Raw genomic sequence first — 15,323 nt, forward strand, 5'->3', positions numbered from 1 at the left:
CCCGGGGCCGGTGGGGGGGGCGGGGTGGTCCCCGGCCGGCCCATTACCACCGGCTGGGTTTGCCCCCTACCGCCATGCGGGCGGGGGGCGGGGGGTGCCCCCCCCCGGGGGCCCCCCCGGCGCCGGTCTTTCCTGGCCGAATGTGATGCGCGCGAGACGTTGACTAGAAAGCGCTTACCCCATACCTTCCGTTCAGCAGCATGACCCGCTCACGTCAATTCGGCGGGCCGACTGCGCACCATCCCGAACGTCGTTCACGTACATGGCTCACACCCCCACACCACGACAGAAGGAACGACATGACCTCCGTGAAACGACCACGCGCCCGCGCGCTGACGGGCGCACTCGCCACCCTCGGCCTCTCCGTTGGCATGCTCATGACCACCGGTGCGTCCCCGGCGAGCGCCGCCACCTGGCCGACCGCCAACGGCAGCCAGGGCGTCTCCTCCACCATCTCCGTGTCCGGCACCAAGGACTACGGGATGAAGCGCCTGTACGGCACCGGCGACCTGGGCTCCGGCAGCCAGGACGAGGACCAGGGCCCGATCCTGGAACTGGCGGACGGCGCGGTCCTGAAGAACGTCATCCTGGGCGCCCCCGCCGCCGACGGCGTCCACTGCAAGGGCTCCTGCACGCTGCAGAACGTCTGGTGGGAGGACGTCGGCGAGGACGCCGCCACGTTCAAGGGCAAGTCGTCGGGGTCGGTCTACACCGTCAGCGGCGGCGGCGCCAAGGAAGCCAGCGACAAGGTGTTCCAGTTCAACGGCGCCGGAACGCTGAACGTGTCGAACTTCGCGGTCAAGAACTTCGGCACCTTCGTCCGCTCCTGCGGCAACTGCTCCACGCAGTACAAGCGGACGATCAACCTCAACACCATCGAGGTGAACTGGAAGGGCAGCAGGCTCGCCGGCATCAACACCAACTACGGCGACAGCGCGACCCTGCGGAACATCACGATCATCGGGGACAGCAGCAAGAAGATCGTCCCCTGCCAGAAGTACATCGGCAACGACGACGGTGACGAGCCGAGCAGCAACGGCTCGGGCGCCGACGGCACGTACTGCAAGTACTCGTCGTCCGACATCACCTACAGGTAACCCCCCACGGGCAACGGCCGTACGAGGCGTCCCACGCGGCGTCTCGTACGGCCGCCGCCCGTGTACGCCCCCATGCCCCCGCGCGGGAACGCACCTCTCCCGCCGGTACTCCCCGCGGGCGGATCGCGGCACGTCTCCCGGCCCGGTCGGCGGCTGGTGGAGCGGACGGCCCCGGCCCTCCAGGGCTCCCTCCTCGTCCGGCACGCCCCGCCCGCCGTCGCCGACGCCTTCCGCGCGACGCGGCTGGACGGCTCCCGGGAGGCAGGCCCTCGGCGCCCTGCCCACGACGGCCGACCCGGACGCGGTCCTCGGCCGCGCACCGCCGGACGGCGGCCGGCCTGCGGGCGTCCGGATCTTGCCGGAGTCGCGGGGTCCGGAACCGCACCTCGCCGCGTCGTCGTCGGTCACCGGGACTCCGCACAGGCCCCGACCTGCGGCGACGCTGACCCCGGGGTGACTGTCAGTGGTGGGGTGCAGACTGGCCGGTGTCCTGGATCGAGGGCGTCGACGAAGACGTCGCGGAGGTAGTCGACATGAGCCACCTGAGCCACCCGAGCCGTATGAGGATCCCGTCCGGTCCCGGCCACTGGTTGATCTCCACCGACGTCGCGGCAGTAGGGTGACGCCCGTGGCACCACGACCCTTGAATGAAATCGTCGAAGCGGGCTGGGCGAAGGCCCTGGAGCCGGTGGCCGAACGGATCGCCGGGATGGGGGACTTCCTGCGCGCGGAGATCACCGCGGGACGCACCTACCTCCCGGCCGGGGCGAACGTCCTGCGCGCCTTCCAGCAACCCTTCGACGAGGTACGCGTTCTGATCGTCGGGCAGGACCCGTACCCCACCCCGGGGCACGCGGTGGGACTGTCGTTCTCCGTCGCGCCCGAGGTGCGGCCGCTGCCGGGCAGCCTCATCAACATCTTCCGGGAGCTGAACACCGACCTGGGCCTGCCCCAGCCGTCGAGCGGCGACCTCACTCCGTGGACCCAGCAGGGCGTGCTGCTGCTGAACAGGGCGCTGACGACGGCCCCGCGCAAGCCGGGCGCCCACCGCGGCAAGGGCTGGGAGGAGGTCACCGAGCAGGCGATACGGGCGCTGGCCGGGCGGGGCAAGCCCCTGGTCTCCATCCTGTGGGGGCGGGACGCCCGCAACTGCCGTCCGCTGCTGGGCGATCTGCCCGCGGTGGAGTCGGCCCACCCGTCGCCGATGTCCGCCGACCGCGGCTTCTTCGGCTCCCGCCCGTTCAGCCGGGCCAACGACCTGCTGATCCGCCAGGGCGGCCAACCGGTGGACTGGCGCCTGCCGTGACCGGACCCGGCTTCCTCGCCGTGGACTCCGGGGGCTCCGGCCTGCGGGTCGCCGTCGGGGCCGCCGGGCGCGGGCCACTGGCCCGGGGCGCCTCCGGGGAACCGGTGCGGACGGGGGCGCGGGGCCTCGACCCGGGGCACCTCATGGAGCAGCTGGTCCCGATGGCGCGGTCCCTGTGCGCGGAGGCCGGGGTCGAGGGGCTGGAGGCGGCCGTCGTCGGGGCCGCGGGACTGGCCGGCCTGGGGGACGCGCTGCGCGCGGAGCTGCCGGACGCGCTCCACCGTGAGCTGGGCGTACGGCGGGTGGTGCTGGCCGCCGACGCCGTCACCGCGTACGTCGGCGCCCTCGGGGTGCGGCCCGGTGCCGTGATCGCCGCCGGTACGGGGGTGATCGCGGTCGGCACCGATCTGACCGGCTGGCGCCGGGCGGACGGCTGGGGGCACCTTCTGGGCGACTGCGGCGGTGGCGCCTGGATCGGGAGAGCCGGTCTCGAGGCGGCGCTGCGCGCGCACGACGGGCGGGAGGGCGGCTCCGCGCGGTTGCTGGCGAGCGCCGAGGACCTGTTCGGTCCGGCGGCCGGACTGCCCGGCCGGCTGTACCCGCGGACCGACCGGCCGGCCGTGCTCGCCTCCTTCGCGCCCCGGGTCGGCGCGTGCGCGGCCGACGGCGATCCCGTCGCCGTGGCGGTGCTACGGGTCGCGGCCCGGCACCTGGCCGACTCCGCCGCGGCCGTGTGCCCGGCCGCGGACGCACCGGTGATCGGTCTCACCGGAGGCCTGTTCCGGATGGGTGCCGTGCTGCTCGGCCCCCTGGACGAGGAGCTGGCCGAGCGGCTGCCGGGGGTGCGGCGGATCACGGCCGCAGGGGACCCCCTGCACGGGGCGGCCCGCATAGCGGAGGACCTCACCACCGGCTCGTTCACTCTTCCGGGTGACGAGAAGATGTTGTGGGTGACGGGTCCGGCAGGTGAGGACGTCACCCGCGCGGCCGACGTCCGTACGTAACTCATCAGACAAAACCGGACGGATACCGCTCACCTGCACCCTCCCCGAACAGGGGAGCCCAGGAAACCACTAACATGCGGCAGCATGAGCACCCCCACTGGGCCCGCGTCCGGCCTGCCAGTACGAATGCCGCGCCCCCGTCAGCCGGGGCGGCACCGCCGTCCCGAGCCGCTGGTGGCTCCCGAGGACGCGCCCGCGCTCGTCCTCGCCGTGCCGGGTGCGCCCAGTAGTGCCACCCGCTCGCTCTCCGACGAGGTCGTGAGCATCGCCCGTTCCGAGCTGCCCGGCCTGGACGCCCGGATCGGTTACCTCGACGGCGACGACGAGGAGTTCCCGACGCTGCGGTCCGTCCTCGCGTACGCGGCCGAGGAGCGCACCGCCCGCTTCGAGCAGGCCCGCGCCGCCGGCATGGACGTCAAGGAGCCCGACGGTCCCGTCGCCGTCGTCGTGCCGCTGCTCGCCGGCCCGGACAGCTCGCTGCTGCGCCAGATCCGCCAGGCCGTGATGGACAGCCGTGTCGCCGCCGAGCTGACCGATGTGCTGGGCCCGCACCCGCTGCTCGCCGAGGCACTGCACGTGCGGCTCTCCGAGGCCGGTCTGGCCCGCGCCGACCGTGCCCGCCTGTTCACCGTGGCGACCGCGGCGGACGGCATCATCCTGGCCTCCGTGGGCGGTGACGAGGCCGTGCAGGCGGCCGGGATCACCGGCATGCTGCTCGCCGCGCGCCTCGCCGTGCCGGTGATGGCGGCGGCCCTGGACCAGGAGGGTTCCATCGCCTCCGTGGCCGAGCAGCTGCGGGACTCCGGTTCGCAGCAGCTGGCGCTCGCGCCGTACCTGATCGGCCCGGAGATCGACGCCGGCCTGATCGAGGAGGCCGCGAAGGAGGCGGACTGCTCCGCCTCCGAGGCGCTCGGCCCGTACCCGGCGATCGGCAAGCTGGCGCTGGCCAAGTACACAACCGCGCTGGGCATCGCCCCGCAGCAGGCGCAGAGCACCCCGGCCCACTGACCCGGCCGCCTCTCCCTCACGACGCCGAAAGGGCCCGCTCCACGTACGTGGAGCGGGCCCTTCGTCATGTCCCTTCGGGCTCCGGCCGGCCGGTGACCACGCAGGACGCCGCGGGCACCGGGACCGAGCCGGCGCGCCGCGGCACTCCCGTGTCCGGGTCGAGCGCGAACCAGGTCACGTCCCCGGAGCGTTCGTTGGCGACGTACAGGACGCCGTCGAAGACGGTGATCGCGCGGGGCCAGTGACCGCCGCAGGGGACGGTGGTGAGCGGGGTCAGCGCCGTGCCCTCCCCCTCGACCGCGAACACCGACAGGACGTCCTCGCCGCGGGTCGCGGTCCACACGAAGCGGCCGTCGGGCGAGACGGCCACCCCGGACGGATAGGCGTCGCCGGCCGGGGCGCCGGGCAGGACCGGGATCTCGGCGAGCGGCCTGAGCGTGCCGCCGGCGGCGTCCCAGCGGCAGACGACGAGGGTGGGGCTGAGTTCGTTGAGGACGTACGCGTGGGTCCCGTCCGGGTGGAAGGCCAGGTGCCGGGGGCCCGAGCCCGGGCGCAGGGCGATCTCCCGGTGCGGTGAGAGCGTGCCGTCGGCCAGGGTGCAGACCCGTACCGAGTCCGTGCCGAGGTCGACCGTGACCGCCCAGCGGCCGCTCGGGTCGGGCTGCACCTGGTGGGCGTGCGGGCCCTGCTGGCGCTGTGGATGGGGACCGGAGCCGCTGTGCCGCAGCACCCCGGAAGCCGACCGCGCGAGGCCGCCGTCCGGGCGGACGGGGACGGCGCTGACGCTGCCGGAGCCGTAGTTCGCGGTGAGGACGTGTCCGGCGAAGAGGCTGAGGTGGGTCGGCCCGTTGCCGTCCACCCGCACCTCGCGCCCGGCCGGCACCAGGCCCTTCCCGGTCACGCGGAACGCGGCCACGGCGCCCTCGGCGGTCTCGCTGACCGCGTACAGTGTGCGGCCGTCGGGCGCCAGGGCCAGGAAGGACGGGTCGGGTACGGCGTTCACGGTGCTCAGTACGGTCAGCGCGCCGCTGCCGGGGGCGACGGCCGCGGTGACGACGCCCGGGCCCCCCGCCGCCGTGAACGATCCGATGTACGCCCGCCGTCCGCCGTCCGCCACGACTGTCCCCTCTCGTCCGTCACCGACCGGGGCGACGGTAGCAGCCGGCCACGCCAGGTCTAGACCAAAACCCCGTCCGGTGCGTCCGCGCGGGTCAGGCCCCGACCAGCGGGGAGCCGGACGGCGCCCGCAGCGGCGCGGCCAGCTCGGCGAGGGCGCGTTCCAGACCGTGCAGATGGGCCAGGGCGGGTTCCGTGCCGGCCGGGGAGGTCCGTACGGGGATGTCCCGGCCGCCGGTGAGCGCCTCGACGGCGGCCTCGACCCGCCAGCAGGCGGCGGCCAGCCGGGCGTCGTGCGAGGCCTCCGGGTCGGCGGCGACGGCGACGAGGCCGCGGATCTCCCGGGCGCAGTCGTCGAGCAGGGCGAGCACCCGCCGGGCGCGCCGTTTGCGGCCGAGCATGGGGTTGAGCGGATGCACCAGCGGGGCGACCGAGAGCCGTACCCGGGCGAGCAGCCGCTCCAGCTCCGCCACCACCGGCGCCGGGTCGGCGTCCGCGGTCCCGGCCAGCCGTGCGGCCGCCTGGGCGGTGCACGCGTGGACGCAGCGCAGGGCCCGCTGGATCCAGGCGTCGGTGACGCTGTGCGTGGTCACGGGCAGGACGAACACCACCGCCAGCACGGCGCCGAGCGCGCCGACGGCGGTCTCCGTGAGCCGGAGCGCCAGCAGACCGGGGGTGAGCACGCCCAGCAGGCCGTAGAGCATGGCGGCGAGCACCGTCACCCAGAGCATCATCCAGGTGTAGGACACGGCGGCCGTGTAGAAAACGCCGAAGACGGCGACGGCGACGACCAGCGCGGTCACCGGTCCGTTCCCGTGCGCGGGGACGGCGACGAGGAACGCGAGCCCGACGCCGATGACGGTGCCGAGCACCCGCCGGAAGCCGCGGACCAGGGTCTCGCCGCGCGAGGCGGTGTTGACGAAGACCCACCAGGTGGCGCCGACGGCCCAGTACCAGCGCTGCCCGGACACCAGCTGGCCCACGACCAGGGCGAAGCCCGCGCCGGCGGTCGCCTGGACCGCCTGGCGGGTGGTCACCCGGGCCAGCCCGGTGCCGCCGGGCGGCGCCGGCACGACGGCCGGGGGCAGCCGGCGCTCGTAGCACCACAGCCCGAAGCGCACCGCGGCCGCGGCGAGCACGGACAGCAGGACGGAGGCGTACAGCTCGGGCAGCTGGGCGGTCCTCGCGTGCAGGAACTGCGCCACGAAGTAGGTCATGAAGGCGAAGACGCCGAGGCTGTGGCCGCGCGGGCCCCAGCGGCGCGCGTACACGCCGAGTCCGACCACGGCGAGGAAGGTGAGGTCGCGGGCGACCGGGTGGTCGTGCAGCACGGCCGCGGCGGCGAGCACCGGCAGGCCGACGGCGGGCAGCAGCGCCGTGGTGAGGGCCTGTCCGCGGACGGTGGCGTCGGTGACGGTGAACAGGGCGAGCAGCGCGGCGAGCCCGCCGGTGACGGCACCGGTGAGCGAGTGCCCGGCCAGGCCGCAGACGACGACGGCCAGGCCGATGCCGAGCACGGCCCGCGCCGCGAAGCGCAACCGGATCCGGCCCGGGTCCGGAGCCATGAACACCCTCTTCAGCACGTACCGCCCCCTGGGATTCGTTGGTGTGTGCCGTGGCACGAAAAAGGCGCCGCGGAGGTCCGCAGCGCCATCGACGCCTCCATATCAGCATCTCCTCCACCAGTGGCTCAACCGAGCCTTGCCGGAGTGGGCCGTTGGTACAGTGTTCGCGGCATTCCTACGGCCACTGAAGTGCCAATGGCCGACGCGAGGACACTTCGGATCCCATGGCCGTGGACGAGCTCGACACCCGCATCCTGCGGCTGCTGCTGGAGCAGCCGCGCACCAGCGTGCGGGAGTACGCCCGGATCCTCGGCATCGCCCGCGGCACCCTCCAGGCCCGCCTGGACCGCATGGAGCGCGAGGGCGTGATCACCGGCACCGGCCCCGCCCTCTCCCCCGCCGCGCTGGGCCACCCCGTCCTCGCGTTCGTGCACATCGAGGTCACCCAGGGGCACCTGGACGAGGTGGGCGACGCGCTGGCCGCCGTACCGGAGATCGTCGAGGCGTTCTCCACCACGGGCGGCGGCGATCTGCTGGCCCGGGTGGTGGCGCGCGACAACGCGCACCTGGAGGACGTGGTCCAGAAGCTGATCAGCCTGCCCGGCGTGGTCCGCACCCGCACCGAGGTGGCGCTGCGCGAGCGCGTCCCGCACCGGCTGCTGCCGCTGGTGGAGTCGATCGGCCGTACGGCGCGGAAGTGAGCCCTGCCATCCTGGAGCCCATGAACACCCTCGGCGCCCTCTCGGTCATCTTCGATCTCGACGGAACGCTCGTGGACAGCGAGCCGAACTACTACGAGGCGGGCCGGCGGACCCTCGCCGCGTACGGGGTCCCGGACTTCTCCTGGGCCGAGCACGAGCGCTACGTGGGGATCAGCACCCGGGAGACGCTCGCCGACTGGCGGGAGCGGTACGGGCTGTCCGCCCCGGTGGAGGAGCTGCTCGCGGTCAAGGACCGCCACTATCTGGAGCTGGCCCGCGCCGCCACGCGGGTGTACCCGCAGATGCGGGCGTTCGTCGAACTGCTCGCGGCCGAGGGCGTGCCGATGGCCGTGGCCTCGGGTTCCTCGCCCGCCGCCGTCAAGGCGGTCCTGGCCGGCACGGGCCTGGACGCGCACCTGCGCACGGTCGTCCCGGCCGACGAGGTCGCGCACGGCAAGCCGGCCCCCGACATCTTCCTGGAGGCGGCCCGCAGGCTCGGCGCGGACCCGGCCGACTGCGTGGTGGTCGAGGACGCGGCCCCGGGCGTCGTCGCCGCGCACGCGGCCGGGATGCGCTGCATCGCGGTCCCCTACGTCGCCGCCCAGGCCGACGCCCCCGAGTTCGCCACCGCCGGTCTGCTGCTGCGCGGCGGGCAGGAGGAGTTCACTGCGCGGGCCGCGTACGCCTGGCTGGTGGACTCCGCCCGGCACCCCTGACCGGCTCCCGCCGTCCGCACGTCCCGGCTGACCCGGGCCGAGAAGGGCGTCACGGTCACGCGGACCACCCGCTGCCCCGAGGAGCAGGGCAGCACGCTCACCACCGGCGGCGGCCGGGCCTCCTCCACCCTGCTGCCGCGGGTGCCGTCCCGGGCGACCGCAGGTTTCCGGGTGACCGTCAACGGACGTGCCGTGCCGGGCACTCCGGTTCCCGGCCGCTGCTTCGGGGGCGCGCGGAACCGGCGCGACGGCGACACCGTACGGATCTCCGTGCCCTTCCGGCCGCGGGTGGAGCCGGCCCCCAACGATCCCGCGCTACAAGCCCTGTTCCACGGCTCGGGCTGTACCGCGCTGCCGGCCTCTCCGGCGATCTGCCGCCCTCCCCCACCCCGGTCCCGGACAAGCCCCTGCACTACACCCTGGACGGCGTCGAGCCGGCGCCCTTCGCGGAGGGGACCGAGGACCCGGCCCACGTCTGCTTCCGGCGCTCGGAACCACGTGTGATCTTCGGCACGTCCGACTCCGGAGTCGCCGGCCCGGCCCGGAGCGACGGCACGACGCCGCTCGACGGGATCTGGGCCGGGGCGCCCTTCCGCGACTAGGGAGCGCCGGTGACACGGGTGCGGTCCACCGTGGCGGCCTGGGTGTCCGAGGGTCTGCTGAGCCGCGCCGACGGCGACAAGGTGGTGAGCACGGCGCGGAAGGCCGTCCACGCCCGCTGACACCGGCCGAAAATTCTTTCCCGGACGGTGATTGTCTCGCGCCCGGCGTCCGTACTTCCTGCTGTTGGGCCGTTCACATCCCAGGAGGCACGATGCGCATCTCGCGCAGCACGGCAGGAACCGCGTTCGTGGGCGGAGCCATGATCCTCACCCTCACCGCGCTCGCCTATCCCACCATGCTGGGCGTACAGAACACGTCGACCAAGCAGGACCGGGTGGTGGCCAACACGAACTACGGCCCGCTGACCGAGGCGGACCGCGACTTCGTGGTGAAGGTGCGCGCGGCGGGGCTGTGGGAGCACCCGCTGGGGCTGCTGGCGATGGAGCGGGGGACGACTCCGGAGATGAAGGAGGCGGGCGAGCACCTGGTCGTCGGTCACGGCCGGCTCGACGAGAGCTGCCGCAAGATCTCCCTGGAGCTCGGCATCACCCTGCCGAACCAGGCGTCACCGCAGCAGCAGGGGTTCGTGGAGACCGTGAAGTCCACCAGCGGCAAGGAGTTCGACTCCACGGCGGTGAACATCATGCGCGTGACGCACGGGCAGATCTTCCCCGTCATCGCCAACATCCGGGCCAACACCAGGAACACGCTGGTGCGGCAGCTGGCCGACCAGGCCAACGACACGGTCCTCGACCACATCACGGTGCTGGAGAAGACGGGTCTGGTCAATCAGGAGCAGGTCAACTTCCAGCAGACCAGCCCGCCCAAGATGCCCGCGGAGCAGGTGACCCCGCCGGCTCCGCAGGCGGGTGCGCCGGTCCTCGCGCTGGAGATCCCCAAGAACCTGGAGGACCTCGACACGGCGTCCCCGGCGCCGTCGCCGTCCCCGACGGTCAGGTAGCCGGGTCACGACCCGCGGCGGGGCCTGCCCCGTCGCGGGTTCCTCGTCGCGCCGCCGGTGCTTCCCCGGCGGCCGCGGCCGGCCGATCCGCCGGCCGGCTGCTGCCGCCGGGCGGTGGGTCCGGGCTTCTTCTCCCGCGCCGGCTTCTTCTCCTGCGCCGGCTGCTGGGTGCGGCCCCTGGTGCTGTTGACGGTCCGGCCGCGGACGATCCCGATGAAGTCCTCGACCCGGTCCGTCGTCGCCGCCTCGGGCCAGGACAGCGCCACGCCCGACTCGGGGGCCCCTTCGAGCGGCCGGTGGGTGAGGTCCTTGCGGTGGTGCAGCCGGGCGAGCGACAGCGGGACGACGAGCACGCCGATCCCGGCCGCGACGAGCTCGATCGCGTCGGCGGTGGTCGCGGGGCGTTCCAGCGCGGGCCGTCCGGGCAGGCTCTCCCAGGTGAGGACGTCGTCCAGGGGGTGCAGCACGATCTCGTCGGCCAGGTCCTCCGGGGACACCGTGTCGACCGCCGTGACGAGGTGGTCCTTGGGCACCACGACGACCGTCCGCTCGGTGTAGAGGGGGATCGCGCTGAGGACCGTACGGTCGACGGGCAGCCGGACGAGGCCCGCGTCGGCGTCGCCGCCCAGCAGCAGCCCCTGCGCCGATCCGGCGGGGACCTGCGTGAGGGTCAGCGGGACGTCGGGCAGCCGCTCGTTCCAGATGCGCACCCATTTGTCGGGCATCACCCCGGGTACGTACACGAGCCGGAACGGGGAGGACACTTCCGAGCCTGTCACCCGGCCAGGTTACCGGCCGTGGTCGGCGGCCGCGCACACGCTCGATACCCTGGACGCCATGACGCAGCACCAGAGCACCCAGACGATGAAGCCCGCGACCGCGGCGAAGAAGCTGGGTGTGTACCTCGACGCCACCCCCGCCGACTTCCGGGACGGGGTCGTCTCACGCGCCGAGCTGAACGCGCTCCAGGCGGACCCGCCGCAGTGGCTGCGGGACCTGCGGCGCGACGGCCCCCACCCCCGCCCGGTGGTCGCGGCGAAGCTGGGCGTGTCCATCGCCGGCCTCGCGCGCGGCGGGGTCACCGAGGCCCTCACCACCGAGCAGATCGAGGCGCTGAAGGAGGAGCGCCCCGAGTGGCTGGAGCGGGAGCGCGCCACCCAGGCCGAGGTCCGCAAGGAGGCCGCCCGGATCAAGAAGCGGGACGCGGAGCGCGCGGCGGGCGACGACACCCCCTAAACGCCAGCCCGCGCCACCCTTCCGGTGGATAGAAATATCTACCAGCATGTCCGTACCTCACGCGCCCGCAGCGGCGCAGCCGACCGTGCCCGGGGTGGGACATGCACAGCGCCATGTGGAAGCAAGCCGTCGAGTGGCTGGCCGCGGCGGCCACGGACCCGCAGGAGTGCAAGCGCGAGTGGGACCACGGCAGGGGCACGGCGCTGCTCGCGGCGGGCCGGTACTGGGACGTGCTGAGCGTGCCCGACCGCCTCGGGCTGCTCGCCCTGGACATCCTGTGGCGTGACCCCCTGAAGGTGCCCGGACCCACGCTGGTGGACGTCACGGCCCGCAGGGTGGGGTTCTTCCTGCCGCCCGACCCGGTCAGCGAGTGGGTCGGCTTCGGGGTGCGGCACGTGGGCCGGGGGTCCTGGGTCGCCGTACCGCCGCCGTACCGGCCGGCCGGGCGCCTGGAGTGGCTGGTCCCGCCGGACGGCACCGGCGCCCTGCACGCCCCCGGCCCGCTCGAACGGGCGCTGCGCGGGGCGACCGGCACGCTCGCCGTGCTGGCGCCGGTCAGCGCGGAGCCGGCGGGTCCGGAGGGCTGGTGAGTTCCTCGCGGGTCTCCTCGGCGGTGTCCTCGCGGGTGTCCTCGGCGGGCGGCCGCAGCAGGGGGACCGGAACGGGGAAGGGCACGGGCAGCACCGTCGCGCGCTCGCCGACCGTGGCGGCGGCGAAGGAGGCCCACAGGCCGTCGCGGTGTTCCGGAACCGTGTACCCCCTGGCCCGCCACTCCGCGACGAGGGCCGTGTAGATCGGCGTGTGACCGCCGTACCCGCTGGTGAGTTCGGCGTACACCCGGCCCGCAGCGTCGTGCCCGAGAAGGCGCCGCGCCGTCTCAGTGCTGTCCATGCCGGTCCAACGCGCCCCCGTGCGCCGGTGGTGCGCCGGTGGCCGCGGGTCCCCCGGGCCGGGTGAAGCCGTCACCCGTACGGCCCTGGCCGGACGGCCGTCGCCGGGCAGGAAGCGGGCCGGGATTGACCCTCGACCTGGTCGAGGGACCAGGGTCACGGGTGTGGAGAGCGAGATGCGCAGCATTGGTGAGATGGCCCGGGACAGCGGGCTGGGCGTGAGCGCCCTGCGGTTCTACGACCGCGCCGGTGTCCTGGTCCCCGACCGGGTGGACCCGGTCAGCGGCTACCGCTGGTACGCCCCCGGGCAGCTGGAGGAGGCCCGGCTGCTGGCCCGGCTGCGCCGGGCCGGGATGCCGCTGGCGGACATCCGGCTGGTGCTGGCCGGCTGGGCGGGCGCCGACACCGATCTCGTACGGCAGCTCCTCCAGGCGCATCTGCGCCGGCTGGAGCGGGGGCTGTCCGATGCCCGCGCCGAGTTCTCCGCGCTCCGAGTCCTGCTCGATCACAGGGAGAACCCCATGACCTCGCTCCGCACCGACACCGCCGTACGGCTGTCCCTCTCCGGCACCGGGCTGGCCGCCGCGCTGGACGCGGTCCGGTTCGCGGCCGCCACCGACCCGGAGCTGCCGATGCTCGGCGGGATCCTCTTCGACGTCGAGGCCGACGCGCTGCGCCTGGTGGCCACCGACCGGTACCGGATGGCCGTGGCGCGCGTCGCCGCCGACGGACACGACGGGTCCCGCGTCCAGGTCACCGTGCCCCTTCCGCTCGCCGACGCGATGCGGGCGCTGCCGGCCGGCGAGGAACGGGTCCGGCTCACCGTGGACGGTGACCGCGTGACCCTGGAGGCCGGGGACCGGCAGACGGCCGGCCGGTGCCTCGGCCACGACTTCCCGGACTACCGGCGTCTCCTCCGCCTCCCGGCCGGGCGGCGCGCCGTGGTGGACGTGCCGGCCTTCCGGGAGGCGGTGCGCACCGGTCCCGTCCGCGCGAGCGAGGCGGGCGGGGAGGGCGGGACGTCCTGCGACCTCAGCGTGCTGGAGGTGGCGGAGGACGGCTCGGTCGCCCTGGCCGGGGACGGCGCCGACGGCCGGGACCTCGTCGCCGTGAACCGCGCGTTCCTGCTGGAGGCACTCGCCGCGGGAGCCGCCGACCGGCTGGTCCTCGAGTTCGGCGCCCCCACGGCGCCCCTCGCGATCCGCCGGCCGGACGACTCGCACACGTTCTCGCTCCTGATGCCGGTGCGGCTGGAGGACTGACCCCTTCCGCCGGTGGGGGCGGCGGCCGGTTCAGCGTTCGGACCGGCTCTCGTCCACCGGTTCCAGCGTCTCCGCGGCCGGCGCCGTGGCCCGTGCGGGCACGGTGCCGGCGGACGCGGCGCGACGGGCGGTCAGGCGCAGCGCGACGGGCTCGGTGTAGCGGGCCGTGAGCGGGCCCAGGACGACCAGGACCAGGACGTACGCCGTGGCCAGCGGGCCGAGGTCCGGTTCGATGCCCGCGGTGACCGCGAGACCGGCGATGACGATGGAGAACTCGCCGCGGGCGACCAGGGTGCCGCCGGCGCGCCAGCGGCCCTTGGGGGAGATCCCGGCCCGGCGGGCGGCCCAGTAGCCGGTGGCGATCTTCGTCAGCGCGGTGACGACGGCGAGTCCGAGGGCGGGCAGGATCACCGGCGGGATCGACTGGGGGTCGGTGTGCAGTCCGAAGAAGACGAAGAACACGGCGGCGAACAGGTCCCGCAGCGGCGCCAGCAGGTTGTGCGCGCCCTCGGCGACCTCACCGGACAGGGCGATGCCGACCAGGAACGCGCCCACGGCCGCCGAGACCTGCAGTTGCTGGGCGAGTCCCGCGACGAGCAGGGTGAGGCCCAGCACCACCAGCAGCAGCTTCTCCGGGTCGTCACTGGAGACGAAGCGGGAGATCACCCGGCCGTAGCGGACGGCGACGAACAGCACGAGCCCGGCGACGCCCAGCGCGATGGCCAGCGTGACGCTGCCCGCGGCGAGGCTGACGCCGGCCAGCAGAGCGGTGATGATCGGCAGGTAGACCGCCATGGCCAGGTCCTCGAGCACCAGGATGCTGAGGATGACCGGGGTCTCGCGGTTGCCGAGCCGTCCGAGGTCGCCGAGGACCTTGGCGATGACGCCGGAGGAGGAGATCCAGGTGACGCCGGCCAGTACCACCGCGGCGACCGGTCCCCAGCCGAGCAGCAGGGCCATGGCGGCACCGGGCAGGGCGTTCAGCGCCATGTCGACGAGGCCGGCCGGGTACTGGGTCTTGAGGTTGGAGACGAGGTCGCTGGCCGTGTACTCCAGGCCGAGCATGAGCAGCAACAGGATGACGCCGATCTCGGCGCCGATCGCGACGAACTCCTCGCTCGCGCCGAGCGGCAGCAGCCCGCCCTCGCCGAAGGCGAGGCCGGCCAGCAGGTAGAGGGGGATCGGGGAGAACCGGAGGCGCCCGGCGAGCCGCCCCAGCAGGCCGAGCCCGAGGATGATCGCGCCGAACTCGATCAGGAAGACCGCTGAAGAATGCACGCGCTCACTCCCTGCCGAGTATCTCGGCGGCGGCGTCGATGCCCTCGCGGGTACCGATCAGGATCAGCGTGTCACCGCCGGCCAGCCGGAAGTCCGGCGCGGGGGACGGGATCGCCTCGGCCCGCCGCAGCACGGCCACGATCGAGGCGCCGGTGGCGGTGCGCATCCGGGTGTCGCCCAGGAGCCGGCCGTTCCAGTGGGAGACGGCGGACAGTTCGATGCGCTCGGCGACCAGCCCCAGGTCGGTGGTGTGCAGCAGGTTGGGGCTGTGGTGGGCGGGCATGAGCGCGTCGATCAGCGCGGCCGACTCGGCGACGGTCAGCCGCATCGAGCGGGCGCAGGCGTCCGGGTCGTCGGAGCGGTAGACGTTGACCGTGCGGGCACCGTCGCGGTGCGCGATCACGGACAGGTGCTCGTGCTCACGCGTGGTGAGGTCGTATTTCACGCCGATGCCCGGCAGCGGCGTGGCGCTCATCCGTGGAGCAGGCACAGCCCGTCCCCTTCCCGGTTCTCTTGTCGATGTCGTTCGAGGTGGGGTGTCGGCCGGGCCGTCGGACGGCACGGTGATCCACCCCCACGA

Annotated in this window: 16 protein-coding genes and 2 pseudogenes; 12 read left to right on the plus strand and 6 right to left on the minus strand. The window is 74.1% G+C overall.

Annotated features, from left to right (window positions below; all coding sequences use genetic code 11):
• The first annotated feature begins 299 nt into the window (after positions 1-299).
• The 5 genes and pseudogenes from ACH5AO_RS01735 (at position 300) to ACH5AO_RS01755 (ending at position 4,415) form a co-directional block, all read left to right on the plus strand.
• On the plus strand, positions 300-1,097 hold the full coding sequence (locus ACH5AO_RS01735) for a pectate lyase (RefSeq protein WP_398920686.1): 798 nt from the start codon (positions 300-302) through the stop codon (positions 1,095-1,097).
• A 147-nt stretch (positions 1,098-1,244) separates the two neighbouring features.
• A pseudogene (locus ACH5AO_RS01740) lies at positions 1,245-1,422 on the plus strand (DNA alkylation response protein); the annotation flags it as partial.
• Positions 1,423-1,725: 303 nt separating this feature from the next.
• Positions 1,726-2,403, plus strand: coding sequence for a uracil-DNA glycosylase (locus ACH5AO_RS01745; protein ID WP_398920688.1), 678 nt, complete (start codon positions 1,726-1,728; stop codon positions 2,401-2,403).
• Positions 2,400-3,407: an N-acetylglucosamine kinase gene (locus ACH5AO_RS01750; protein ID WP_398920689.1), complete on the plus strand. Its 1,008-nt coding sequence runs from the start codon at positions 2,400-2,402 to the stop codon at positions 3,405-3,407. The genes ACH5AO_RS01745 and ACH5AO_RS01750 overlap by 4 nt, the downstream gene beginning before the upstream one ends.
• An 84-nt stretch (positions 3,408-3,491) precedes the next feature.
• Positions 3,492-4,415, plus strand: coding sequence for a sirohydrochlorin chelatase (locus ACH5AO_RS01755; RefSeq protein WP_398920691.1), 924 nt, complete (start codon positions 3,492-3,494; stop codon positions 4,413-4,415).
• Between the two features lie 64 nt (positions 4,416-4,479).
• On the opposite strand, the gene ACH5AO_RS01760 is transcribed toward ACH5AO_RS01755, so the two are convergent.
• Both ACH5AO_RS01760 and ACH5AO_RS01765 read right to left on the minus strand, forming a co-directional pair.
• The gene (locus ACH5AO_RS01760) at positions 4,480-5,532 is read right to left on the minus strand and encodes a lactonase family protein (RefSeq protein ID WP_398920694.1); all 1,053 of its coding nucleotides are present in this window, start codon (positions 5,530-5,532) and stop codon (positions 4,480-4,482) included.
• Positions 5,533-5,626: 94 nt separating this feature from the next.
• Complete coding sequence (locus ACH5AO_RS01765; protein WP_398920696.1) at positions 5,627-7,114, minus strand: FUSC family protein; 1,488 nt, start codon at positions 7,112-7,114, stop codon at positions 5,627-5,629.
• A 206-nt stretch (positions 7,115-7,320) separates the two neighbouring features.
• Here ACH5AO_RS01765 and ACH5AO_RS01770 point away from each other — a divergent pair, with 206 nt between their 5' ends.
• From ACH5AO_RS01770 to ACH5AO_RS01785, 4 genes and pseudogenes are all read left to right on the plus strand, one after another.
• Positions 7,321-7,797 carry an Lrp/AsnC family transcriptional regulator gene (locus ACH5AO_RS01770; RefSeq protein WP_398920698.1) on the plus strand — a complete coding sequence of 159 codons (477 nt, stop codon included), beginning with the start codon at positions 7,321-7,323 and terminating at the stop codon, positions 7,795-7,797.
• A gap of 20 nt (positions 7,798-7,817) precedes the next feature.
• A complete protein-coding gene (locus tag ACH5AO_RS01775) occupies positions 7,818-8,513 on the plus strand; it encodes an HAD family hydrolase (RefSeq protein ID WP_398921074.1) in 696 nt (231 codons plus the stop codon).
• A gap of 21 nt (positions 8,514-8,534) precedes the next feature.
• A pseudogene (locus ACH5AO_RS01780) lies at positions 8,535-9,235 on the plus strand (glycosylase); the annotation flags it as partial.
• Positions 9,236-9,327: 92 nt separating this feature from the next.
• Positions 9,328-10,077: a DUF4142 domain-containing protein gene (locus ACH5AO_RS01785; protein ID WP_398920700.1), complete on the plus strand. Its 750-nt coding sequence runs from the start codon at positions 9,328-9,330 to the stop codon at positions 10,075-10,077.
• Positions 10,078-10,082: 5 nt separating this feature from the next.
• Here ACH5AO_RS01785 and ACH5AO_RS01790 read toward each other — a convergent pair whose 3' ends face one another.
• Positions 10,083-10,856 (minus strand): LysR family substrate-binding domain-containing protein, encoded by a 774-nt coding sequence (locus tag ACH5AO_RS01790; protein ID WP_398920703.1) that lies wholly within the window; start codon positions 10,854-10,856, stop codon positions 10,083-10,085.
• Between the two features lie 58 nt (positions 10,857-10,914).
• Here ACH5AO_RS01790 and ACH5AO_RS01795 point away from each other — a divergent pair, with 58 nt between their 5' ends.
• Positions 10,915-11,313, plus strand: coding sequence for a DUF5997 family protein (locus ACH5AO_RS01795; protein ID WP_398920705.1), 399 nt, complete (start codon positions 10,915-10,917; stop codon positions 11,311-11,313).
• Positions 11,314-11,414: 101 nt separating this feature from the next.
• Entirely contained in the window at positions 11,415-11,903 is a 489-nt protein-coding gene (locus ACH5AO_RS01800; protein WP_398920707.1) for a hypothetical protein, read from the plus strand.
• On the opposite strand, the gene ACH5AO_RS01805 is transcribed toward ACH5AO_RS01800, so the two are convergent.
• Positions 11,869-12,204: a hypothetical protein gene (locus ACH5AO_RS01805; RefSeq protein WP_398920709.1), complete on the minus strand. Its 336-nt coding sequence runs from the start codon at positions 12,202-12,204 to the stop codon at positions 11,869-11,871. The genes ACH5AO_RS01800 and ACH5AO_RS01805 overlap by 35 nt on opposite strands.
• A gap of 175 nt (positions 12,205-12,379) precedes the next feature.
• Between ACH5AO_RS01805 and ACH5AO_RS01810 the strand changes: the two genes are divergently transcribed.
• Positions 12,380-13,465, plus strand: coding sequence for a MerR family transcriptional regulator (locus tag ACH5AO_RS01810; RefSeq protein WP_398920710.1), 1,086 nt, complete (start codon positions 12,380-12,382; stop codon positions 13,463-13,465).
• Between the two features lie 30 nt (positions 13,466-13,495).
• On the opposite strand, the gene ACH5AO_RS01815 is transcribed toward ACH5AO_RS01810, so the two are convergent.
• Both ACH5AO_RS01815 and ACH5AO_RS01820 read right to left on the minus strand, forming a co-directional pair.
• Positions 13,496-14,743 (minus strand): cation:proton antiporter, encoded by a 1,248-nt coding sequence (locus ACH5AO_RS01815; RefSeq protein ID WP_398920712.1) that lies wholly within the window; start codon positions 14,741-14,743, stop codon positions 13,496-13,498.
• 4 nt (positions 14,744-14,747) lie between these two features.
• A complete protein-coding gene (locus ACH5AO_RS01820) occupies positions 14,748-15,218 on the minus strand; it encodes a cation:proton antiporter regulatory subunit (RefSeq protein WP_398920714.1) in 471 nt (156 codons plus the stop codon).
• Positions 15,219-15,323: the final 105 nt, after the last annotated feature.

Origin of the sequence: Streptomyces sp. NPDC018964 (assembly GCF_044390325.1) — a bacterium.
Classification (GTDB): domain Bacteria; phylum Actinomycetota; class Actinomycetes; order Streptomycetales; family Streptomycetaceae; genus Streptomyces.